The 22568-nt window shown below is 59.1% G+C and carries 22 protein-coding genes and 1 riboswitch; of the genes, 8 read left to right on the plus strand and 14 right to left on the minus strand.

The window, feature by feature from the left end; translation table 11 throughout:
- Nucleotides 1-119: 119 nt before the first annotated feature.
- From secA to ACR0B7_RS10120, 3 genes are all read left to right on the plus strand, one after another.
- Nucleotides 120-2837 (plus strand): preprotein translocase subunit SecA, encoded by a 2718-nt coding sequence (gene secA / locus ACR0B7_RS10110; protein ID WP_170483225.1) that lies wholly within the window; start codon nucleotides 120-122, stop codon nucleotides 2835-2837.
- A gap of 100 nt (nucleotides 2838-2937) precedes the next feature.
- Nucleotides 2938-3867 carry a hypothetical protein gene (locus tag ACR0B7_RS10115; protein WP_170483224.1) on the plus strand — a complete coding sequence of 310 codons (930 nt, stop codon included), beginning with the start codon at nucleotides 2938-2940 and terminating at the stop codon, nucleotides 3865-3867.
- A 26-nt stretch (nucleotides 3868-3893) separates the two neighbouring features.
- Entirely contained in the window at nucleotides 3894-5450 is a 1557-nt protein-coding gene (locus tag ACR0B7_RS10120) for a phosphate ABC transporter substrate-binding/OmpA family protein (RefSeq protein WP_170483223.1), read from the plus strand.
- Nucleotides 5451-5453: 3 nt separating this feature from the next.
- Here ACR0B7_RS10120 and radC read toward each other — a convergent pair whose 3' ends face one another.
- From radC to dnaK, 13 genes are all read right to left on the minus strand, one after another.
- Nucleotides 5454-6209, minus strand: coding sequence for a RadC family protein (gene radC / locus ACR0B7_RS10125; RefSeq protein WP_170387054.1), 756 nt, complete (start codon nucleotides 6207-6209; stop codon nucleotides 5454-5456).
- A gap of 36 nt (nucleotides 6210-6245) precedes the next feature.
- Nucleotides 6246-6980 (minus strand): ABC transporter permease, encoded by a 735-nt coding sequence (locus tag ACR0B7_RS10130; RefSeq protein ID WP_170483221.1) that lies wholly within the window; start codon nucleotides 6978-6980, stop codon nucleotides 6246-6248.
- Complete coding sequence (locus ACR0B7_RS10135; RefSeq protein WP_170483220.1) at nucleotides 6977-7702, minus strand: ABC transporter ATP-binding protein; 726 nt, start codon at nucleotides 7700-7702, stop codon at nucleotides 6977-6979. The genes ACR0B7_RS10130 and ACR0B7_RS10135 overlap by 4 nt, the downstream gene beginning before the upstream one ends.
- Nucleotides 7699-8373: a thiaminase II gene (gene tenA / locus ACR0B7_RS10140; protein WP_170483219.1), complete on the minus strand. Its 675-nt coding sequence runs from the start codon at nucleotides 8371-8373 to the stop codon at nucleotides 7699-7701. The genes ACR0B7_RS10135 and tenA overlap by 4 nt, the downstream gene beginning before the upstream one ends.
- The gene (locus tag ACR0B7_RS10145; RefSeq protein WP_170483216.1) at nucleotides 8370-9305 is read right to left on the minus strand and encodes an ABC transporter substrate-binding protein; all 936 of its coding nucleotides are present in this window, start codon (nucleotides 9303-9305) and stop codon (nucleotides 8370-8372) included. The genes tenA and ACR0B7_RS10145 overlap by 4 nt, the downstream gene beginning before the upstream one ends.
- Nucleotides 9306-9324: 19 nt before the next feature.
- A complete protein-coding gene (locus ACR0B7_RS10150; RefSeq protein WP_170483214.1) occupies nucleotides 9325-10287 on the minus strand; it encodes a HesA/MoeB/ThiF family protein in 963 nt (320 codons plus the stop codon).
- Complete coding sequence (locus tag ACR0B7_RS10155) at nucleotides 10284-10880, minus strand: thiamine phosphate synthase (RefSeq protein ID WP_170483212.1); 597 nt, start codon at nucleotides 10878-10880, stop codon at nucleotides 10284-10286. Before ACR0B7_RS10155 ends, ACR0B7_RS10150 begins: the two co-directional genes overlap by 4 nt.
- A complete protein-coding gene (locus tag ACR0B7_RS10160; RefSeq protein WP_170483210.1) occupies nucleotides 10877-11641 on the minus strand; it encodes a thiazole synthase in 765 nt (254 codons plus the stop codon). Before ACR0B7_RS10160 ends, ACR0B7_RS10155 begins: the two co-directional genes overlap by 4 nt.
- 2 nt (nucleotides 11642-11643) lie before the next feature.
- Nucleotides 11644-11838, minus strand: a complete 195-nt coding sequence (gene thiS / locus ACR0B7_RS10165) for a sulfur carrier protein ThiS (RefSeq protein WP_170483208.1) — start codon at nucleotides 11836-11838, stop codon at nucleotides 11644-11646.
- Nucleotides 11822-12799 (minus strand): FAD-dependent oxidoreductase, encoded by a 978-nt coding sequence (locus ACR0B7_RS10170; protein WP_170483206.1) that lies wholly within the window; start codon nucleotides 12797-12799, stop codon nucleotides 11822-11824. The genes thiS and ACR0B7_RS10170 overlap by 17 nt, the downstream gene beginning before the upstream one ends.
- Nucleotides 12796-13599 carry a bifunctional hydroxymethylpyrimidine kinase/phosphomethylpyrimidine kinase gene (gene thiD, locus ACR0B7_RS10175; protein ID WP_170483204.1) on the minus strand — a complete coding sequence of 268 codons (804 nt, stop codon included), beginning with the start codon at nucleotides 13597-13599 and terminating at the stop codon, nucleotides 12796-12798. Before thiD ends, ACR0B7_RS10170 begins: the two co-directional genes overlap by 4 nt.
- Before the next feature lie 47 nt (nucleotides 13600-13646).
- Nucleotides 13647-13753: riboswitch (TPP riboswitch) on the minus strand.
- 171 nt (nucleotides 13754-13924) lie between these two features.
- Nucleotides 13925-15073 carry a molecular chaperone DnaJ gene (gene dnaJ / locus ACR0B7_RS10180; protein WP_170483202.1) on the minus strand — a complete coding sequence of 383 codons (1149 nt, stop codon included), beginning with the start codon at nucleotides 15071-15073 and terminating at the stop codon, nucleotides 13925-13927.
- A 74-nt stretch (nucleotides 15074-15147) separates the two neighbouring features.
- The gene (gene dnaK, locus ACR0B7_RS10185; protein ID WP_170483200.1) at nucleotides 15148-17055 is read right to left on the minus strand and encodes a molecular chaperone DnaK; all 1908 of its coding nucleotides are present in this window, start codon (nucleotides 17053-17055) and stop codon (nucleotides 15148-15150) included.
- Between the two features lie 212 nt (nucleotides 17056-17267).
- Between dnaK and ACR0B7_RS10190 the strand changes: the two genes are divergently transcribed.
- Nucleotides 17268-17870, plus strand: a complete 603-nt coding sequence (locus ACR0B7_RS10190; RefSeq protein WP_170483198.1) for an alpha-ketoglutarate-dependent dioxygenase AlkB — start codon at nucleotides 17268-17270, stop codon at nucleotides 17868-17870.
- On the opposite strand, the gene ACR0B7_RS10195 is transcribed toward ACR0B7_RS10190, so the two are convergent.
- Nucleotides 17867-18688: an ABC transporter permease gene (locus ACR0B7_RS10195; protein WP_480681392.1), complete on the minus strand. Its 822-nt coding sequence runs from the start codon at nucleotides 18686-18688 to the stop codon at nucleotides 17867-17869. The genes ACR0B7_RS10190 and ACR0B7_RS10195 overlap by 4 nt on opposite strands.
- Before the next feature lie 122 nt (nucleotides 18689-18810).
- Between ACR0B7_RS10195 and cysQ the strand changes: the two genes are divergently transcribed.
- The 4 genes from cysQ to ACR0B7_RS10215 are packed head-to-tail and all read left to right on the plus strand — an operon-like array spanning nucleotide 18811 to nucleotide 22492.
- Nucleotides 18811-19608, plus strand: a complete 798-nt coding sequence (cysQ, locus tag ACR0B7_RS10200) for a 3'(2'),5'-bisphosphate nucleotidase CysQ (RefSeq protein ID WP_170564447.1) — start codon at nucleotides 18811-18813, stop codon at nucleotides 19606-19608.
- On the plus strand, nucleotides 19608-20408 hold the full coding sequence (locus tag ACR0B7_RS10205) for a 3-deoxy-manno-octulosonate cytidylyltransferase family protein (protein WP_170387020.1): 801 nt from the start codon (nucleotides 19608-19610) through the stop codon (nucleotides 20406-20408). Before cysQ ends, ACR0B7_RS10205 begins: the two co-directional genes overlap by 1 nt.
- A gap of 58 nt (nucleotides 20409-20466) precedes the next feature.
- Nucleotides 20467-21450, plus strand: coding sequence for a UDP-glucose 4-epimerase GalE (gene galE / locus ACR0B7_RS10210; RefSeq protein WP_170483191.1), 984 nt, complete (start codon nucleotides 20467-20469; stop codon nucleotides 21448-21450).
- A 7-nt stretch (nucleotides 21451-21457) separates the two neighbouring features.
- Nucleotides 21458-22492: a glycosyltransferase family 2 protein gene (locus ACR0B7_RS10215; protein WP_480681395.1), complete on the plus strand. Its 1035-nt coding sequence runs from the start codon at nucleotides 21458-21460 to the stop codon at nucleotides 22490-22492.
- Nucleotides 22493-22568: the final 76 nt, after the last annotated feature.

Raw genomic sequence — 22568 nt, forward strand, 5'->3', positions numbered from 1 at the left:
CGCTTACATCGCTTTGAAGCCTTGGACAGGGCCGCCTTTCACCCCCCGTATCTATGGGTTGCGCGCAAGGTGGGCAAGCCTGTCGCAACCAAGACAAGAACAGATCCGCTGGAGTGAACATGCTGGGACTCGGAACGCTCGCCAAAAAGGTGTTCGGAACACCGAACGACCGCAAGATCAAGGCGACCCGCCCGTTGATCGAACAGATCAATGCGTTGGAACCCGAGTTCGAGAAATTGTCCGATGAGGGTCTGATCGAAAAGACCGCCGAGCTGCGCAAACGCGCACTGGACGGCGAAAGCCTGGATGCCCTGCTGCCCGAAGCCTTTGCCAACGTCCGCGAAGGGGCCAAGCGCGCGCTGGGTCTGCGCGCCTTTGACGTGCAGCTTATGGGTGGTGCCTTCCTGCATCAGGGCAATATCTCGGAAATGAAAACGGGTGAGGGCAAGACGCTAGTCGCCACCTTCCCCGCCTATCTGAACGCGCTGACCGGCAAGGGCGTGCATGTGGTCACGGTGAACGAATACCTGGCCAAGCGCGACTCGGAATGGATGGGCAAGGTGTTTGGCGCGGTCGGCATGACCACCGGTGTCATCTGGTCGGGCCAGCCCGATGCCGAGAAGAAAGCCGCCTATGCCTGTGACGTGACCTACGCCACCAATAACGAACTGGGCTTCGATTATCTGCGCGACAACATGAAGGCCGATCTGGCCGAGATTTATCAGGTCCACCACAACTTTGCGATCGTGGACGAGGTTGACTCGATCCTGATTGACGAGGCGCGGACGCCGCTGATCATCTCGGGCCCGTCGCAGGACCGGTCCGAGCTTTATACCGCCATTGATGCGTTGATCCCGTCCTTGCAGGACGACCATTTCTCGCTGGACGAGAAATCCCGCAGCGTGACCTTTACGGATGAGGGCAACGAGTTCCTCGAACAGCAACTGATCGCCGGCGGGCTGATCCCTGAAGGCCATTCGCTGTACGATCCCGAAAGCACCACGGTTGTTCACCATGTCAATCAGGGTCTGCGCGCGCATAAACTGTTTACGCGCGACAAGGATTACATCGTGCGCGATGGCAACGTGGTTCTGATCGACGAATTCACCGGCCGTATGATGCCGGGGCGCCGCCTGTCGGAAGGTCTGCATCAGGCCATCGAAGCCAAGGAAGGCGTACCAATCCAGCCGGAAAACGTGACGCTGGCCAGCGTGACGTTCCAGAACTATTTCCGCCTGTATGACAAGCTGGGCGGCATGACCGGCACCGCGCTGACAGAGGCCGAGGAATTTCAGGAAATTTACGGTCTGGGCGTGGTCGAAGTTCCGACCAACAAGCCGATCGCTCGTGCGGATGAAGACGATCAGGTCTATCGCACCGCCGGTGAGAAATACGGCGCGATGATCCAGGAAACGAAGGAAGCGCAGGAACGCGGGCAACCTGTCCTGCTGGGCACCACCTCGATCGAAAAGTCCGAGCTTCTGAGCCAGATGCTGACCAAGGAAGGTGTCGAGCACAATGTTCTGAACGCGCGCCAGCACGAGCAAGAGGCGCAGATCGTTGCCGATGCAGGCCGTTTCGGAGCCGTCACCATCGCCACCAACATGGCGGGCCGTGGCACCGACATTCAGCTGGGCGGCAATGTCGAGATGAAGGTTCTGCAGGCACTGGCTGAAAACCCCGAGGCCGATCCAGCCGAGCTGCGCACCGCTGAAGAATCCCGCCACGCGGAAGAGAAAGAAAAGGTACTAGCCGCCGGTGGTCTGTACGTCATGGCGTCCGAACGCCACGAAAGCCGCCGCATCGACAACCAGTTGCGCGGCCGTTCCGGTCGACAGGGTGATCCGGGCCGCACCGTGTTCTACCTGAGCCTTGAGGATGACCTGATGCGCATCTTCGGCTCGGAACGTCTGGACAAGGTCCTGCACACGCTGGGCATGAAGGAAGGCGAGGCGATCATTCACCCGTGGGTGAACAAATCGCTCGAACGCGCGCAATCCAAGGTCGAAGGGCGCAACTTCGACATGCGCAAGAACGTCCTGAAATTCGATGACGTGATGAACGACCAGCGTAAGGTGGTCTTTAGCCAGCGGCGCGAGATCATGTCGTCGGACGACCTGTCCGATATCGTGTCGGATATGCGTGAACAGGTGATTGACGACCTGATCGACGAATACATGCCGCCGAAATCCTACGCCGATCAGTGGGACACCGACGGCCTTCACGAAGCAGTCAAGGACAAGCTGACCATCGACGCCCCCGTACAGGACTGGGCAGCCGAGGAAGGCGTGGACGACGAACAGGTGCGCGAACGCCTGATCAACGCCTCGGACGAGATGATGGCGCAGAAGGCCGCGGCCTTTGGCCCTGAAAACATGCGCAACATCGAAAAGCAGGTGCTGCTGAACACGATCGATAGCAAGTGGCGCGAGCATCTGCTGACGCTCGAGCATCTGCGCTCGGTCGTGGGTTTCCGCGGTTACGCCCAGCGCGACCCGCTGAACGAATACAAGAACGAAAGCTTCCAGTTGTTTGAAAGCATGCTGGACAGTCTGCGTGAAACCGTAACCCAGCAATTGTCGCGCGTCCGCCCGCTGACCGAGGAAGAACAGCGCGAGATGTTGGCGCAAATGCAGGCACAGCAGGCACAGGCGCAACAAGCCGTCGATCAGGCGGTGGACGAGGCCGAAGCCGTGGCCGAGGCCGAAGCCTCGGGCGATGCGCGCCCCGGCTTTGTCGAGGACGACCCAAGCACCTGGGGCAACCCGTCGCGCAATGACAGATGCCCCTGCGGATCGGGGAAAAAGTTCAAGCATTGCCACGGCCGCCTGACCTGACGCCGACGTAATTCAGACACAATGAGTCCGTTTCGCGGCCACATATTGGCCGTGATTCGCGGACAATATCCGACTCGCTCCTTCAACTGGGGAGGGTGTCTTGTTTATTATTAAGAACTACGTAACCACCGGAGGCACGGTCGCCTGTGCCCTTGCGATCGGTTACCTGATGCAGAATGGAACGCCTGTGCAGCCGAACGGTGCGCAGACGGCTGCCAATGCAACATCAATAACTGACCATGCTTCGATCATCGTCGGGCTGGAGGATATTGTTCTGACCTCCTCGTCTTCAGCCCCGGATGCGACCGATTCCAGTCATCCCCAGCAGCGCACCCTGCAACCCAGCCGGTCGGCCCCCTCAGAACCGGCGAATTGCGGCCTGAGCGCGCGCGCAAGAGCTGTGCCCGGCGCATCTGCTGTACTGACGATCAAGGCACCCTGCCATGCGAATGAGCCAGTCGATGTGCTGCACAGCGGCTTGACGGTTACGCAGATGACCGATGAAAACGGCGCGATGGAACTGACGATTCCAGCGCTGTCGGAATATGCGATCTTTTTGATCTCGGTCGATGACCAGAACGGGACAGTCGCCACGACTCATATTCCCGACCTGACCGAATATAACCGGATTGCCCTGCAATGGGCCGGTGATACAAACCTGCAAATCCACGCTCTTGAATTTGGTGCCAGCTATGGCGGCAAAGGCCATGTCTTTTCGGATCCAGGCGCGCAAGGCGCAGGCAGCGTCGTATCGCTCGGGTCGGCCGGTTTCGACGACGCCCAGAACGTCGAGGTGTATTCGTTTCCATACGGTCAGACTGATCGAACCGGCTCTATCGCCCTGACCGTCGAAGCCGAGGTGACAGACGTGAACTGTGACCGCGACCTGATCGTTCAGTCTTTTGAACTGCGCGCCGATCAACGTCTTCGGTCGCGGGAACTGACACTCAACCTTCCGAATTGTACGCAGGCGGGTGAGTTTCTGGTGTTGAATAATCTGATCGAAGACCTGACAATCGCGGCCAACTAAAATCAGGCAGCAGGCTCGGGCAACTTATGATTTTCTTTCGTGCGGCGGCGGCTGCACTCGTTTCGTTGGCACTGACGTCAGGCGCGTCAGCCCAAGACATCACCCTCACCTCTCATGACGGCAAAGTCGAAGTTGTCGGCAACTTGCTTGGATTCGATGGTGAATTCTACAGGGTGGACACCAAGTTCGGACACCTGACCGTCGATGGATCAGGCGTGACCTGCGAGGGTCCTGCCTGCCCGAACCTGACCGATTTCGTGGCCGAGGTTCGGTTTTCGGGCTCGTCTGTCATGGCCGAAAAAGTTCTGCCCGCCCTAATCATGGGATTTGCAAGGCAAGAGGGGCTTTCGGCCGTACCGCAGGATTTGAATTCGGGAAGCTTGGCGTACACGTTTCACAAACCCGAGCGGAACGCGCCGCTAGGCCGGTTCTTTTTAAGCCCGCACAACACGGGTCAGGGCTTCTCCGATCTGACCAACAACGAAACTGACATCGTCATGGCCCTGCGCGAAGTGCGCCCAGCGGAACAGAAGGCCGCAGATGACGCAGGCTTAGGGGACCTGACTGGCGCACGCCGGTCACGTGTCGTCGCACTGAATGCGTTGGTACCGATTGTTGCGACTGAAAATCCTGTTCGGCAAATTTCACCTTCTGATCTGGCGCGGGTGTTTGCTGCCCAGATCACCAACTGGTCCGAGCTTGGCGGCCCAGACGCGCCGATTTCGTTGCACTTGCCGGATGCTGGGTCGGGCCTGGCCCAATTCGTCGAGGATCAGTTGCTTGCACCTTCCCAAGCGGTCTTATCCGACGAGATCACTCGGCACGGTCGTAGTGCAGAACTGGTACGCCAAGTTGCGAGTGACCCTTTCGCGATCGGCATTGCAAGTCAGGCCGAACTGGACTCAGTCCGCGCACTGCCGCTGACCGGAGGCTGCGGTCATGCGCTTTCAGCCACGCGGCAAACCATCAAGACCGAGGATTATCCGCTGACCTCGCCCATGTTCCTGTATCTGCCCAACCGCCGCCTGCCCCGGATCGCAAGGCAGTTTCTGGCCTATACCCAAAGCGACGCGGCGCAGTTGCAGATCCGAAACTCTGGCTTTGTTGATCAAGCGCCCGAAACGATGCGGATCGGGTTACAGGGGGACCGTCTGGCAAATGCCGTGGCGTCTGGCGGCCCCGAGGTTGGGCTGGACGAATTGCAGCGCATGATCGAAACCTTGCGACCCCTGTCACGGTTGTCGCTGTCCTTTCGGTTCGAGGCAGGATCGTCCCGGCCCGATGCGCAGTCACGATCCAATATCCGGCAACTGGCGCAACAGATTGAATCCGGGGCGTTTGATGCGCGCAAGCTGACATTTGTCGGGTTCAGCGACGGCGACGGCCCCGCCGCAGGCAATGCGCGTATCGCCCTGCTGCGCGCGAAAACGGTGCGCAATGCGGTGCTGGCAGCCGTCGAGACCACGGTACCAGACAGCGTCGAATTGAATGTGGATGCATTTGGCGAGGCGATGCCAATGGCCTGCGACGACACGAATTGGGGCCGCAAAGTCAATCGCAGGGTCGAGGTTTGGGTCGACTAAAAGCTACAGATAGCCTTCGGACCGAAAACTCAACTCATTCGATTTTCCGATGATCAGGTGATCGTGCAGCGTCAGCCCCAAAGCTGTGCACGCATCCTGAATTCGGTTTGTCATGTCGATGTCCGATTGCGACGGCGTCGGATCACCCGAGGGATGGTTGTGCACAAGAATCAGCGCCGAGGCGTTTAACTCAAGCGCGCGTTTGGCGACCTCGCGCGGATAGACTGGTACGTGGTCTACCGTGCCCTTGGCTTGTTCCTCATCCGCGATCAGCACATTCTTACGATCCAGGAAGAAGACCCGAAACTGTTCAGTCTCGCGATGCGCCATCGTTGTGTGGCAATAGTCCAGCAACGCATCCCAGCCCGATATCACGTGCCGCTGCATCACCCGCGCCCGTGCCATCCTGTGGGCGCAGGCTTCGAGTATCTTGAGGTCCGTGATCACCGTATCGCCCACGCCCTTGATCTGCCGCAACCGTTCCTCGGGCGCAGTCAGCACGCGGTTGAAATCACCGAATGTGTCCATCAGGGCGCGCGCCAAGGGCTTCACATCCTGCCGGGGGATCGAGCGAAAAAGAACCAGTTCCAGCAATTCGTAATCTGGCATGGCAGCCGATCCGCCCGCCATGAACCGCTCGCGCAGCCGTTTGCGGTGGTCCTTGATATAGGACGGCAACTTCCCCTGTGGCAAAGGCTGCACCGGGGCTTCATCAGTTTCAAACAACGAGGGGGCTTCGGCAAAGGCGTCCTGAGTCATACCTCAGAGACTGGCTTAGAATCAGTTTCTGAAAGGTTAACGTGCCTCACCCGCCATGCGTGCGGTGGCCCGTCGGACGATCAGGTGTAGAAGGATGGAAAACACACCCAGCGTCAGCATTGCGGCAAACATCAGATCAGTCTTGGCGCGCCCATTGGCCAACAGCATCAAATAGCCCAGCCCCTGCGATGACCCGACCCATTCGCCAATCACGGCCCCGATCGGAGCATAAACGGCCGCCAGCCGCATCCCCGAGGCCAGCGAGGGCAGCGCGGCGGGAATACGAATGTGCCACAACACGGCGCGGGGGCTGGCCTGCATGGTGCGCGCAAGATCCAGATACCCTTGTGGCGTCCGCATCAGTCCATCAAAGAAAGATGACGTGATCGGGAAGTAGATGATCAACACGGCCATGGCGACCTTGGACCACAACCCGTATCCCAGCCAGAGCGTCAGCAAAGGTGCCAACGCGAAAACCGGCAAAGCCTGCGTAAAGACCAGCATCGGCTGCACCAACACCCGGGCCGCACGTGAATTGGCCAGTTGCAGGGCGGTCAAAACGCCCAGAACTGTCCCGAAGGCCAGACCGATCACCACCTCGACCGCCGTGATCCACGTGTGCTCCGCGATGATCCAGCGGTTCTGCCACCAAGTTTCGGCCACCAGCGCCGGGCCGGGCAGGATGAACTTCGGCAACCCGGTCAGGCTGACGATCGCCTGCCATATAGCCAGCGCAAACACGGTTGCTGCAAGGGCCGAGAGGATCTTCATGCCGCCTCTCTCAGCAGTCGCAACAAGGCACCCTGCGTTTCCAGCGTTTCCAGATCATCCACGTGGCGCGGCGCAGGCGCGGCTGGCGGTTCGCATGAGGTCAGCCCCTGCGGTGTCATCACCACAATGGATTGACCCAATCGCGCGGCTTCGCCCGGATCATGGGTCACCAATAGAACGGTCCTGCCCCTCAGCGCATCAGCAGCAAGGTCTTGCATATCGGCACGTGTACGCGCATCGAGGGCCGAGAACGGCTCGTCCAGCAGAACGATGGGCCGATCCTCCATCAAGGTACGCGCCAACGCGACCCGCTGGCGCTGCCCGCCGGACAGCTCTGACGGCTTCTTGGCCATGTGATCCTGAAGGCGCATCCGTTCGATCAAACGGTCCCTGCGTTCGATATCGGGGGTCTCACCGCGCAGCCGTGCGCCCAGTGACACGTTCTGCGCAACTGTCGCCCACGGCAACAGCAGATCGTCCTGCGCCATATACGCGACGCGATCCGCTACGGTCTGACCATCGCTTGCGGTAATCTGACCGTCGAAATCCGCGCCCGTTTCCAGCCCTGCGATCAGACGCAGGACCGTTGTCTTTCCAACACCCGATCCCCCCAGCAAACAGGTCCACTGCCCCGACCCAAGGGTCAGGCTAAGCGGGGCGAACAGCGTCGCGCCGTCAATGGTGGCCCTGCCGCTTATGGTCAGATCGGGTGCAGGGGTCATGGTGTCAGGCCCATTTGCCAGAAATTGACCTCTAGCTCTGTGGCGGTTCGGAAGGTCTGGCACAGCCTGCCCCACCGGGGTGAGGTTTCAAATTCCGGCCCAAGACGCCGTGTTAGAGCCTGATCCAGCAATGATCCCACCGCCTTGCACGCCTCTTGATAGTCGGGTCCTGCATAGGTGTTGATCCAATCACGATAGGTCTCGGACGTGGCCTCGGACGCCAGGCGCGCTCCGATCTCGCCATAGCCCATCACGCAAGGCGCAAGGGCCGCCAGCAGGTCCAGCAGATCGCCGCTATAACCCGCCTCAAGCACGAACCGCGTATAGGCCAGATTCTCGGCGCGTTCGGGGGTGGCGAACAGTTCCTCGCCCGAGATGCCTTCGGCCTCGCAGATACCGATATGCAGTTGCATTTCCTCGGCCACCAGCGCGTTCACAGTGCCAACGGCGGTCAGCATCTCGGAATGGGTTTCCGACTTCACCACCGCCAGCGCCCAGGCACGGGAGAAATGGATTAGAAACACATAGTCCTGACGCAGATAGTGCAGGAAGGCCTCACGCGGCAGGCTTCCATCTTTAAGCCCTTCAACAAAAGCGTGGCGGGTATAATCCCACCACGGCCCTTGCGCCGCGTCGCGCATCAGCGCGAAGGCTTTGCCGTACTCGCTCATTGCGCGGTCACGTCGATGGTGATGTCGCTGACCGGGTTGATGCTGTCGATCATGCCGCTGTCCTTGAGGAATTCCTCGAACCGGGCATAACGGCCGGCGTCAAATCCCGCTGGACGCAGCGCGAAACGGGGCAGAGTGTCGACCCATGCGCGTGCATTCAGCTCATCCTGCAGCTCGGACGAGGTGGCGGCGAAAATCTCCCAGCTTTTTTCGGGGTTGTTGACGATGAACTGGGTGGCTTTCTCGGTCGCAGCCAGAAAACGCGCGATCATGTCGGTGTCCATCTTGTCGGGGTTGGCGACATAGATCAGCTCATCATAGGGCGGAACGCCTTCTTCTTCGATATAGAAACAGCGGCCTGCGACGCCTTCGATATCCATCTGGTTCAGCTCAAAGTTACGGAACGCACCGATCACCGCATCGACCTGACCGGTCATCAGCGATGGCGACAGCGAGAAGTTCACGTTGATCAGCTCGATATCGTCCAGCGAAACACCATGCGCGTTCAGCATCGCCGTCAGGATTGCTTCTTCCACGCCCGCGACCGAGAATCCGACCTTCTTGCCCTTAAGGTCGGCAAGCGACTTGATCGGGCCGTCCTCAAGCACCAGCAGGCAGTTCAGCGGGGTCGCGACCAGAGTGCCCACACGCTTGAGCGGCAGCCCCTCGTGGATCTGCAGATGCAGTTGCGGCTGATAAGACACGGCCAGATCCGCCTGACCCGCAGCGACCAGACGCGGAGGCGCAGACGGGTCCGCAGGCGGAACGATCTCGACCTCAAGCCCCTCATCCGCGAAGTAGCCATTTTCCTGAGCGACGATGATAGGACCGTGATCAGGGTTGATGAACCAGTCCAGCAGCACGGTCATCTTGTCTTCGGCCCATGCAGGCGCGGCGGCCAGCAGAGCGATGGCTGTGATCAGCTTTTTCATGTCTCGCGTTTCCTTCTGTTCACGAGGTTGCGGCCGCGACGAGGACAATCTCGCCGGACCAATCCGGTTGTATTTCTTCAGCGGCGCGCCACGCACGCAAACCTGTGGCGCAGCACAAAGCCAGTGTTTGACCTTTGTTAGGCTCTGATTTTGGGGTGGTGAGCGGCAGACGCTGCACATTCGGATGCACGGGCTTCGGTGCTTCGTCTTCGCTGCGCAGCTCTATGATCAAATCGTCCTCGGTCAGTTCACCTGCGGAGACAAATCTGAAGTGCCGCTCGGGTTCGGGCGCATTGTCGAAACGAAACGTGGTGCTGCGCAGTGTTCGTGCGTCGAACTGAACCATCTGGCCCAAGGGCGAGGGGTCCAGCCCCAAAATCAGGTTCAGTGTCATCTGCGCCTGCATCGCCCCAATCAATCCGACAACTGGACCCAATACGCCCGCAGTTGCGCAGCTTGCCCCACTGTCTGGCGCATCCGGGAACACCGCGCGCAGCGACGGGGCACCGCCGCAGAACCCGCCGACATAACCAGACAGACCCAGAACCGATGCGGTGATCAGTGGTTTTCCTGCGCTAAAACACGCGTCGGACAGGATATAGCTGGCGGCGTAACTGTCAGCACAATCCAGAACCACATCCGCCTGCGTCACCAAGTCGGCGGCATTTTCGCTTGTTAGAGCCTGTTTTTCCGCAGATACGTTGATTTCACCATTCAACGCGCGACACCGCTCGGCGGCGACGATGGCTTTGGGCCGCCCGCAATCTGCCTCGGTAAACAATGTCTGGCGGTGCAGGTTTGACAGGGCAACCGTATCGCCATCGACAATCGTGATCTGCCCGATACCGGCCCCGGCAAGTAGGGGAAGAACCGGGGCCGCCAGACCTCCGGCACCAATCACCAGAACCCGCGCGTCGGACAAGCGCGCCTGACCTTCGGCCCCGACTTCGGGCAACAGGGTTTGGCGCGCGTACCGGCTCATCGCGTGACCTCGATCCATTGGCGCACGCGGGCTTCGGGGTCGTCATTCAGGGTGATGTCGGTCACGGCCGAAACAATATCCGCACCCGCCTGCAACACGCCCTCGGCGCGTTCAACGCTCATCCCGCCAATACCGACAAGGGGAATGTCGCCCACCCGTGCTTTCCACTCTGTCACGCGCGGCAAACCCTGCTGTTCCCATTTCATTTTCTTGAGGATGGTCGGATAAACCGGGCCAAGCGCCACATAATCCGGGTCCATTGCCAGAACGCGTTCCAACTCATCATCGTAGTGGGTGGACACACCCAGTTTGAGTCCTGCCTTCCGGATGGCTTTCAGATCGGCGTCGTCCAAATCCTCTTGACCCAGATGAATCCAATCACACCCCGCATCAATGGCAGCCTGCCAGTAGTCGTTCACCACCAGCACCGTGCCGTGTGTGCGGCAGAGGTCACGTGACGCGGAGATCTGCTCCCGAACCACCTCATCCGGCTGATCCTTGATCCGCAGTTGAACCAGCCTCACCCCCAGCGGCAACATGCGCCGCAACCAATCGGAATGATCGAAAATTGGATAGAACCGGTCCAGCGTCATGACAGGAACGCCTTTCCGATCACCGGGGTCGAGGGTTCGGCCATATCGCGCGCCTCGATCGGATCGGCCTCATGCGCCAGTTGCCCCGCCTCAATCGCCAACATCATCGCCCGCGCCATCGCCGCCGGATCACCTGCCCGCGCCACCGCTGTGTTCAAAAGAACGGCGTCATAGCCCAGCTCCATCGCGTGTGCCGCGTGACTTGGCAGGCCGATCCCCGCATCAATGACCAACGGCACATCGGCAAATTCAGCCCGCATTGCGCGCAGAGCGTATTCGTTGTTCAGCCCGCGCCCCGACCCAATCGGAGCGCCCCAAGGCATCAGCACCTCGCACCCAGCCCCCAACAAGCGTTCCGCTACTATCAGATCGTCGGTGGTGTACGGGAAAACCTGAAACCCATCGTCGGTCAGAATGCGAGCGGCCTCGACCAACTGAAACACGTCCGGCTGCAGGCTATCGGTATGACCGATCAGTTCAAGTTTAATCCACCGGGTATCAAACACCTCGCGTGCCATATGCGCAGTGGTCACGGCCTCTTTGACTGTATGACAGCCAGCGGTGTTGGGCAGGACCAATACGCCAAGATCGCGGATCATTTGCCAAAACGTCTGCCCGGCACCGGACTCACGCCGCAAGGACACGGTGGCGACCCCGGCCCCGCTTTCGCGAAATGCCGTCTCAAGTATCGCCGGACTGGGATACTGCGCCGTCCCCAGCATCAGTGGATTTGGCAGCTTGGTGCAATAGAACGTCTTCATCTTCAGCCCCCCTGCATCGGCGCAACAACTTCGACCCTGTCGCCGTCGGTTAGTTTATGGGCGACGCGCAGGGACGAAGGCACGAATTCTTCGTTTACAGCCGTCGCAACACGGCCGGTAAATCCACATTCCAACAACACGTCCGACAAGGTTTCGGCACGCACCTCGCGCGACTCACCGTTAAGCACGATCTTCATCGACCATCTCCGAATGTTTGTTTTCAAGCGCCAGATCAGCCACACCCTGTGCAAGCGCCGGAGCCAATAGGTAACCATGACGATACAGGCCATTGGCATAGATCGTATGCCCCAGACGCCGGATACGCGGCAGGTTGTCCGGGAAAGCCGGGCGCAGATCGACACCGATTTCCAGTACCTCGGCTTCTCCGAAGGCGGGGTTCAGCGCGTATGCAGCGCTCAGCAATTCCAACATAGATCGCGCGGTGATGCGGCTGCTGTCTTCGGATTCGATCATTGTTGCGCCCAGCATGTAGACGCCATCGCCGCGTGGCACGATGTAAAGCGGCATCCGCGGGTGTAACAGGCGCACGGGGCGAGACAGGGTAACATCAGGACACCGGATCACGAGCATCTCACCCTTGACCCCGCGAAGGTCATGCAATGTCTCGCGCGCGTGCAGCCCCCGGCAATCAATAGCGTTCTTCAATCTGGCCGGGGCCAGTTTCTGATGAAACACAACCCCCTCTGCGTTCAACTGCCGATACAGATCCAGCAACGCCCGGCGCGGATCTAAATGCGCCTCATCCGAAAAGAACAAACCCTTGGAAAAGCCTGCCAAGTCAGGCTCTAATTCCGGGATTTCTGCCTGATTTACATCCTTGAACCCGTGCGTCCGGCGCGAGAACCGGCGCAGATCAGGCAGGTCTCTTGAATTGGCAACAACCAGAGTACCGCGCCGATGGACCTGAGTGCGCGAGCCCCACCACTCCAACGCGCCTTGCCCCAGACGCAGCACTGGTTCCTCGGCGTTTTCAAACTCGCACCACGGAGCCAACATTCCGCCAGCCCACCAGGAACACCCATGGGCACCCGGAGGTCCGCCAGGATCAAAAACCTGCACCTTCACGCCGCGTGACACAAGCTCGCTGGCGACGGTCAAACCGGCAACACCGGCCCCTATGACCGACCAGAGCGTCACGCCGTCCACACCCGATGAAAGTGATGGACCGGCCCGTGGCCCTGCCCGACATTCAACTCATCCGCCTTGGCGATGGCCCGCTGAAGATAGTCATGCGCCTGTGCGACCGCATCGGACAACGCCAGACCCTTTGCCAACCCCGCAGCAATCGACGACGACAACGTGCAACCGGTGCCATGCGTGTTGCGCGTATCCACACGGGGGGCCGTGTATTCACCTAAGACACCCGAAGCGTCCAGCAGGATATCGTGACAAATATCCCCTGCGCCATGCCCGCCTTTCATCAATACTGCCTTTGCCCCCAATGCGCACAGGCGACGCCCCTGATCCGCCATCTCTACAGGCGACGTGGCCGCTACGCTGTCCAACAGACACGCAGCCTCCGGCAGATTTGGCGTCAAAACCGAAGCTCGGGGTAAGAGCACATCACGCAAGGTCTGAACTGCGTCCTCCGCCAACAAGGAATCGCCGGACTTCGCTATCATCACGGGGTCCAGGACGATCGGACCTTCAAAAGCTGCGATACTGTCGGCCACGGTGCGGATAATCTCGGGCGTCGCCAACATTCCGATCTTGATGGAACCAACGTCCAAATCAGTCAGAACCGCATCGATCTGCGCTGCGATAACGTCCAACGGTATTCCATGCACGGCAGTCACCGCGCGGGTGTTTTGCGCCGTCACCGCCGTGACAACACTCGCGCCAAACACGCCAAGAGCCGACATCGCTTTCAGGTCGGCCTGAATTCCAGCCCCTCCGCCGCTGTCCGATCCTGCAATTGTCAATGCAATAGGCGCCATATGATTGCTCCGGTTCAATTGGGGCAACGGTGGCGTCGAAAACGTCTGTAAAGTGTACGACCGTTCCCTCCGCCGGTATTGCCCGGATCAGGTTCGATGGGTTGACGCGTTCGCACCTCTCAGCCCTGTGAACAGGGCACCCCAACGGTTGGCGCGGACCATCTCAGGGAGGTCCGCAAGAATCAAGTATTTTTTGCGAGGCTCTGCCTCGCGCTCCGGGATATTTGGGGCCAGATGAAGTACGGATCCCCTGCTTCATCTGGCTAAAAATATCCCGGGGGAGTCTCCCGAAGGGAGGCGGGGGCAGAGCCCCCTAACCGAAGGTTCAGCCTTTCATCCCGTCCCAGAAGGATTTAACGGATGAAAAGAAACTTTTGGATTCCGGGTGATTGTCTTCACCGAGATCGTCGAACTCTTTCAGCAGCTCTTTCTGGCGGCTGGTCAGGTTTACAGGTGTTTCAACGGCCAGTTCAATGAACATGTCACCAACCCCACCGCCGCGCAGGGCAGGCATACCCTTACTGCGTAGGCGCATTTGGCGGCCTGACTGACTGCCAGCCGGAATCTGCACGCGACCGCGGCCACCGTCGATTGTCGGTACTTCGATCGAGCCACCCAGCGCTGCCTTGGCCATACTGACCGGCACCCGACAATATAGGTTTACACTGTCGCGCTCAAACAGCTTGTGATCTGAAACTTCGACGAAAATGTAGAGATCACCCGGAGGACCCCCGCGCATCCCGGCCTCACCCTCACCCGCAAGGCGGATACGGGTACCGGTTTCAACGCCGGCTGGGATGTTCACGGATAGGGCACGCTCTTTTTCTACGCGGCCTGCACCCTGACAGGACTTGCAGGGATTCTTGATGATCTGTCCCAGGCCCGAACAAGTCGGACACGTGCGTTCGACGGTGAAGAAACCCTGTTGCGCCCGCACTTTTCCCATGCCCGAGCAGGTCGGGCACATCGTTGGCTCCACGCCACCTTCGGCACCCGAGCCATCACAGGCTGAGCAAGCAACGGCAGCGGGGACGTTGATAGTTTTCTGAAGTCCCGAAAACGCCTCTTCCAGAGACACGCGCAGGTTGTAGCGAAGGTCTGATCCGCGTGCTGCACGACGGCCGCCACCAGCACCGCCACGCTGACCGCCCATGAAATCGCCGAACAGGTCGTCAAATACGTCAGAGAATGCGCTGGAGAAGTCGCCCTGGCCAAACCCGCCACCGGGACGACCGCCGCCCATGCCGTTCTCAAACGCGGCGTGACCAAAGCGGTCATACGCGGCCTTTTTCTCGGCATCGCGCAGTACGTCATAGGCTTCGTTCGCCTCTTTGAACTGCGCCTCGGCATCCGGGTTGTCCTTGTTGCGGTCGGGATGCAATTCCTTGGCTTTCTTGCGAAAGCCTTTCTTGATCTCGTCCGCCGATGCGCCCTTTGATACGCCGAGCACATCATAGTAGTCGCGTTTTGACATCAGTATTTCCTTCTGCCTCAACGTAATCGGGCCGGCCCGACAACCGGACCGGCCCGAATTGGCCCGGTTGCCCGTTAGTTACGCTTGTCGTCGTCCAGATCTTCAAACTCGGCATCGACGATGTCATCGTCGCCCGGAGCTGCGTCTGCCGCTGCGGGCTCATCTTCGGCCTCGTCCGACTGCGCCTTGTAGATCGCCTCGCCCAGCTTCATAGCCGCTTCGGTGACGTTCTGGATGCCCGACTTGATCTTGTCGGCATTCTCGGTTTCCAGTTCGTCCTTCAGTGCTGCGATCGCCAGCTCGATGGCTTCGATGGTGGTCGGGTCGACCTTGTCGGCGTGTTCCTCCATCGACTTTTCGGTCGAATGGATGAGGCTTTCCGCCTGGTTCTTGGCGTCCACCAGCTCGCGACGTTCCTTGTCGGCCTCGGCGTTTTCCTCGGCGTCTTTGACCATCTTTTCGATATCCGCGTCGGACAGACCGCCCGAAGCCTGGATCGTGATCTTCTGCTCTTTGCCGGTGCCTTTGTCCTTGGCCGAAACCGAAACAATACCGTTGGCATCGATGTCAAACGTCACCTCGATCTGAGGCATGCCGCGCGGTGCGGGCGGGATGTCTTCGAGGTTGAACTGACCCAGAATCTTGTTGTCCGCAGCCATTTCACGCTCACCCTGGAACACGCGGATGGTCACGGCGTTCTGGTTATCCTCGGCAGTCGAGAAAACCTGAGACTTCTTGGTCGGGATCGTCGTGTTGCGGTCGATCAGACGGGTGAACACGCCACCCAGCGTCTCGATCCCCAGCGACAGCGGGGTCACGTCCAGCAGAACCACGTCTTTGACGTCGCCCTGCAGAACACCGGCCTGAATTGCGGCGCCCATGGCAACCACTTCGTCCGGGTTAACACCTTTGTGCGGCTCTTTACCGAAGAACTTGGTAACTTCTTCGATGACTTTCGGCATCCGGGTCATACCACCGACCAGAACAACCTCGTCCACGTCAGCAGCGGACAGACCCGCGTCTTTCAGAGCGGCCGCGCAGGGCTTCATCGACTTCTTGATCAGGTCGCCAACCAGAGATTCCAGCTTGGCACGGGTCAGTTTCATGACCATGTGCAGCGGCTGACCGTTTGCGCCCATCGAGATGAACGGCTGGTTGATCTCGGTCTGCGAGGTCGAGCTGAGCTCGATCTTGGCTTTTTCAGCGGCTTCTTTCAGACGCTGCAGAGCCATCTTGTCGCTGGACAGATCGACGCCGTGTTCCTTTTTGAACTCATCGGCCAGGTAGTTGACGATGCGCATGTCAAAGTCTTCACCACCCAGGAAGGTGTCACCATTGGTCGATTTGACCTCGAACAGGCCGTCGTCGATTTCCAGAATGGTCACGTCAAAGGTACCGCCGCCAAGGTCATAAACCGCGATGGTTTGCGTTTCTTCCTTGTCCAGACCATAGGCCAGCGCAGCCGCTGTCGGTTCGTTGATGATCCGCAGCACTTCCAGACCGGCGATTTTACCGGCGTCTTTGGTGGCCTGACGCTGTGCGTCGTTGAAATAGGCTGGAACGGTGATGACCGCCTGCGTGACTTCCTCACCCAGATAGCTTTCAGCGGTTTCCTTCATCTTACCCAGAGTGAAGGCCGAGATCTGGCTTGGGGAGTACTTTTCACCACGGGCTTCAACCCACGCATCACCGTTGCCGCCATTGACGATGGCATACGGCACCATTTTCTTGTCTTTTTCGACTTCTGCATCATCCACGCGACGACCGATCAGACGTTTGACGCCAAAGATCGTGTTGTCGGGGTTGGTGACCGCCTGACGCTTTGCCGGCTGACCGACCAGTCGCTCATCTTCGGTGAAGGCGACGATCGAGGGCGTGGTCCGCGCCCCTTCTGCGTTTTCGATGACCTTCGGCTGCGAGCCGTCCATGATGGCCACGCACGAGTTGGTGGTTCCGAGGTCAATCCCGATTACTTTACTCATATGTTCAATCCCTTTCTCTTCAAGGCGATGTCCGAGGTCCGGACCCGTTATGGCACCCGGCCCCGATCTGATTTGCGCAACAGCCCTACACCATTACGCGTCCCGGCGTATATAAGGGCGGGACCAAAAGCCTGCAAGCGGTGTAAATCGCAGGTTTTCGGGATTCTGTGGCCTTTTTTCGCAAGGTTTTGGCAAGGATTGAGGATTCTTCGATGGCGCGGCTTATTTTGCGCGATTTCGACATCAGAAAAGCCTATTTGGACAGCACTGCGCAAACGCAACTGATCGAGGTACTGCGTCCGATTCTGAAATCTGCACCTTTGTTCCGGCCCGTTACGCCCTCGGGCAAGGAAATGTCGGTTCGCATGACTTCGGCCGGGTCGCTGGGTTGGGTGACGGATCGCGCGGGCTACAGGTATCAGGCGCAGCATCCCAAAGGGGGTGGCTGGCCAGCAATTCCAGAACCCATTCTCGATATCTGGCGCGATCTGGCCAGCGCCGAACGGGACCCGGATTGCTGTCTGATCAACTACTACGGCGAAGGGGCCAGAATGGGTTTGCATCAGGACAAGGACGAGGCGGATTTTTCATGGCCCGTCCTGTCGATTTCTCTTGGGGACGACGCGCTGTTCCGCATCGGCAACAGCACCCGAGGCGGCAAGACCGAGTCGATCTGGCTGAACTCGGGCGATGTCGTGATCATGGGCGGACCGGCCCGCCTGACCTATCACGGCGTGGATCGCATCCGGTTCGGGTCATCCAAGCTATTGCCCAAGGGTGGGCGGATAAACCTGACCTTGCGCATCGCCAGTTAACGGCGCGCGCCCCAGCTCTGCGAGATTTGCTTGCGGGTGTAGAAAATTCCCAGCAGACCAATCATCAAAAGCGCCAACCCCACCCACAGCGGGTATTCCCAGTTGGTGTTGCGCGGAAAGTAGTTGCGAAAAACAAAACCGCGACACTGGTCGATGATGTGAAACAAAGGGTTCCACGCGAACATTGTCAGCATGAACCCGCCCAGCGCGTTCGCGACGAACATCTTCCCCGAGAAGATCATGTTCAGCCTGCGGTAAATCGTGTTCAGAATAGTTGATGTTGTTGGCAGCCAAGGTTTCATCGCCATGAAAACCACGCCAACCGCGCAACCGGTAAACCACGCCAGAACCAGCATGTAGAACGCGCCGCCGGGGTCTTGAATTTCCAGCGGAGCGACTAAGACCATATACCCAAACAGGATCACGAAAATCGAGACGAGCTGCGTATAAAGGGTTCCAAAGGCCGAGGCCAAAAGAACCACCATCATATTCATCGGAGAATGCAGCATCATCGGATTATCGCCCGTTCCCACTCCGGCCACGGAACTGACGGATTTGATGTGCGTCATGAACAGGAAAACGCCAGACAGCAGGAACAGGATGAATTCACCCCGGATTTTGGCGACCCGTGTGCCCATCAAACTCAGCAGCAGGTAGAAAACCGTCACCAGCGCCAAAATCTGGACGATGTTCATAACGATCGCGATCACGGCGTTGGAATGGCGCGACCGAATGTTTCGCACAACAGCGTGAAACACCAGTTCAGCCGTCGTGAACGCGCGCCCCAAAAGCGTCTGATTTCGCTTAAAATAAAACACCCGCGCGCTCTTTCCCGCTTAATCGCCTGCAAACTGACACGAAATTCTTGCCGATCCGTAACCGGCACATCATAAGGCCGTCAGCATATTCTATCAACAAATCACAGGAACGGAGCATTTTTGTGACCTACGACGCCCTTATCCCCGTCATCCGCCGTTTGGCTTTGGAAGCTGGCGACAAGATCATGCAGATCTACAATTCGGATGATTTCGACGTGAAGGTCAAATCCGACTCCAGCCCCGTGACCGAGGCGGATGAGGCCGCAGATGCCCTGATCTCGGCCGGTTTGCGCGACGCTTTCCCCGATATTCTGCTGGTGACCGAAGAACAGGCGGCCTCGCATTCGGAAAAAGGTGACACGTTCCTGATCGTCGATCCGCTGGATGGGACCAAGGAATTCATCAACCGCCGCGGTGATTTCACCGTGAACATCGCGCTGGTTGAAAACGGCACACCAACCCGTGGCGTGGTGTATGCCCCAGCCAAAGGACGCATGTTCTACACGCAGCCCGACGGACAATCGGTTGAGGAAACCGGCGCGCTGGACAGGGAAAATATCGGCGAGACAACTCCGATTTCAGTCTCTAAACCAGACAATTCCGCACTTTTGATCGTAGCCTCGAAATCCCACCGGGATCAGGCGACCGAGGATTACATCAATAAGTATCAGGTGCAGGACAGCAAAAGCGCGGGCTCATCGCTCAAGTTCTGTCTGGTGGCTACGGGCGAGGCCGATCTCTACCCCCGCGTCGGCCGCACGATGGAGTGGGACACAGCCGCAGGCCATGCCGTTCTGACGGGTGCCGGCGGCAATGTGGTTCGCTTTGATGACCATACACCCCTGACCTATGGCAAGGATGGCTATGCAAACCCGTTCTTCATCGCCTACGCTCCGGGTGTTGACTTGAAGGAGGCCTGATGTCCGTTCTGATCGCCATTCCCGCCCGCTATGCCTCGACCCGTTATCCGGGCAAACCTCTGGTTCCGCTGACCGGCGCAAGTGGCAAGTCCATGACGCTGGTTGAAAGGTCCTGGCGCGCGGCCTGTTCCGTATCCGGAGTGGACAAGGTGGTTGTCGCCACCGATGACGACCGCATCCGCGAGGCGGCGGAAGGGTTCGGGGCCGAGGTTGTCATGACCTCGGACTCCTGCGGCAATGGCACCGAGCGCTGCGCCGAAACTCACGCCAATCTGGGTATGGGCTATGATATCGTGGTCAATCTTCAAGGCGACGCGCCGCTAACCCCGCATTGGTTCGTCGAAGACCTGATCGCAGGGCTGCGCGCCGCACCGGATGCCGGCGTCGCCACGCCGGTGCTGCGCTGTGATGGCGATGCGCTGAACAGCCTGCTGAACGATCGCAAGCACGGGCGCGTCGGCGGCACAACCGCCGTCTTCGCCGCAGATCACAGCGCCATGTATTTCTCGAAAGAGGTCGTTCCTTACACCGCTCAGACCTATGCAGAGGCAGACGAGACCCCGGTGTTCCACCATGTCGGCGTTTACGCCTATCGCCCTGATGCGCTGGCCGCCTACCCCACATGGCCCGTTGGCCCGCTAGAGCAGCTGGAGGGGCTGGAGCAACTGCGCTTCATGGAAAACGGGCGCAAGGTTCTTTGCGTCGAGGTCGAGGCCAAGGGCCGCCAGTTCTGGGAACTGAACAACCCGCAGGACGTGCCGAAGCTGGAGCAAATGATGGCCGCCATGGGGCTGGACTGATCGCGTACCTATTGAATTTAACAGCCCTTTTGGGCGGCAAGACAAACTGGAATTTTGAATGACTAATATCCTTGTGACCGGCGGTGCCGGCTACATCGGGTCGCATGCCTGCAAAGCGCTGTCGCAAGCCGGATACACGCCTGTGACCTTTGACAACCTGATTACTGGTTGGCAAGACGCTGTGAAATTCGGCCCCTTTGAACAGGGCGATCTTTTGGACCGCGCCCGGCTGGACGAGGTTTTTGCCAAATATCAACCCGCCGCCGTGATGCATTTCGCTGCCCTCAGCCAGGTGGGTGAGGCGATGTCGGAGCCAGGCAAGTACTGGACCAACAATGTCACCGGATCGCTGTCTCTGATCGAGGCTGCCGTTGCCGCCGGATGTCTGAACTTTGTGTTCTCGTCGACCTGCGCTACCTATGGCGAACACGACAATGTCGTGCTGGACGAAAACACGCCGCAGGAACCGCTCAACGCATATGGCGCGTCCAAACGGGCGATCGAGGACATTCTGCGCGACTTTCAGGCGGCGCACGGTCTGAACCACGTGATTTTCCGGTATTTCAATGTGGCTGGCGCTGACCCAGACGGTGAAGTGGGCGAATTCCACCGCCCTGAAACGCATCTGGTGCCCTTGATGCTGGACGCCATCGACGGCAAGCGCGACGGCCTGACCGTGTTCGGCACCGATTACGACACGCCAGACGGAACCTGCATCCGCGACTACGTGCATGTCTGCGATCTGGTCGATGCGCATGTTCTGGGTCTGAACTGGCTGGAGCAGGGCAAAGGCAGCCGTGTGTTCAACCTTGGGACAGGCAGCGGTTTTTCTGTGATGGAAGTTATCGGCCATTCCAAGTCCGTCACCAATCGCGACGTGCCTTATTCCATCGGACCGCGCCGGGCCGGGGACTGTACCAAACTGGTGTCAGGATCGGTGCGCGCCGGTGAGGAACTTGGCTGGACGCCCAAAAGATCCACGTTAGAGACGATGATCTCGGACGCGTGGCGCTGGCACCAAAACGGTCACTACGAGAAATGAGCCCCCTGTGACCGGTACCGAGGATACTCTGCCGCCCCTGTCATGGGTGCAGAAGTACCGGATACGCCTGAAACGGCGGCGACTGTTATGGAGATCGTTTCGCAGCCGCCGTCAGTTGACTCCGCTATTGGATCGAACCCGCGCGATCAAACCGGGCGACATTCTGGCCTTTACCACCCTTCGGAACGAGATCACCCGCCTGCCCTGGTTCCTGCGGCACTACCGGGCCTTGGGTGTGGATCAGTTCTTGATCGTGGACAACGGCAGCGATGACGGGTCGGTCGCGTTTCTTCACGACCAGCCGGACGTGTCGCTATGGCAGACGCATGCCAGCTATCGCAATGCACGGTACGGGCTGGACTGGCTGACCTGGTTGCAGATGCGGCATGGGCACGGGCACTGGACGCTGATGGTGGATGCAGATGAGCTGTTGATCTACCCGCAGCACGATACGCGTTCACTGCCCGATCTGACGTCCCTTCTGGACCAACAAGGCCGCGACGCCTTTGGCGCGCTGATGCTGGACCTTTATCCCAAGGACCCGCTTGGGGTTCAGGACTACGACCCCGACACTGACCCAACCGCAGTTTTGAACTGGTTCGACACCGGTCCCTACCGCGCTAAACGACAGTCTCCTATGGGAAATCTATGGGTGCAGGGCGGCGCGCGCGAACGCATGTTCTTTGCCGACACCCCTCAGCGGTCCCCGACATTGAACAAGCTTCCTCTGGTTCAGTGGTCCCGGCGGTATGCTTATGTAAACTCGTGCCATTCGGCTTTGCCGCGTAAACTGAACGCGGCCTATGACGGTCCGGGCGATAGCAGGCCGTCGGGCGTATTGCTGCACACCAAGTTTCTACCCGAGGTAATCGAGAAATCGAAGATCGAGAAAACCCGGCAGCAGCATTTCCACAACCCTGACCAGTTCGCGGGCTATTATGACGGGATAATTAATCGCCCCTTAATGTGGGCACCCCAATCAGAGCGCTACACAGGCTGGAGGCAGCTTCAGCAACTCGGGCTGATGGGCAATATTGATTGAAAATTCGGCATCTTCGGCTAACGGCTTGTAAATGCGTTGCCTCGATAGATGAAAAAATGGCATAACCCGATAATGA

The sequence above is a fragment of the Ruegeria sp. BB6 genome, assembly GCF_056539385.1.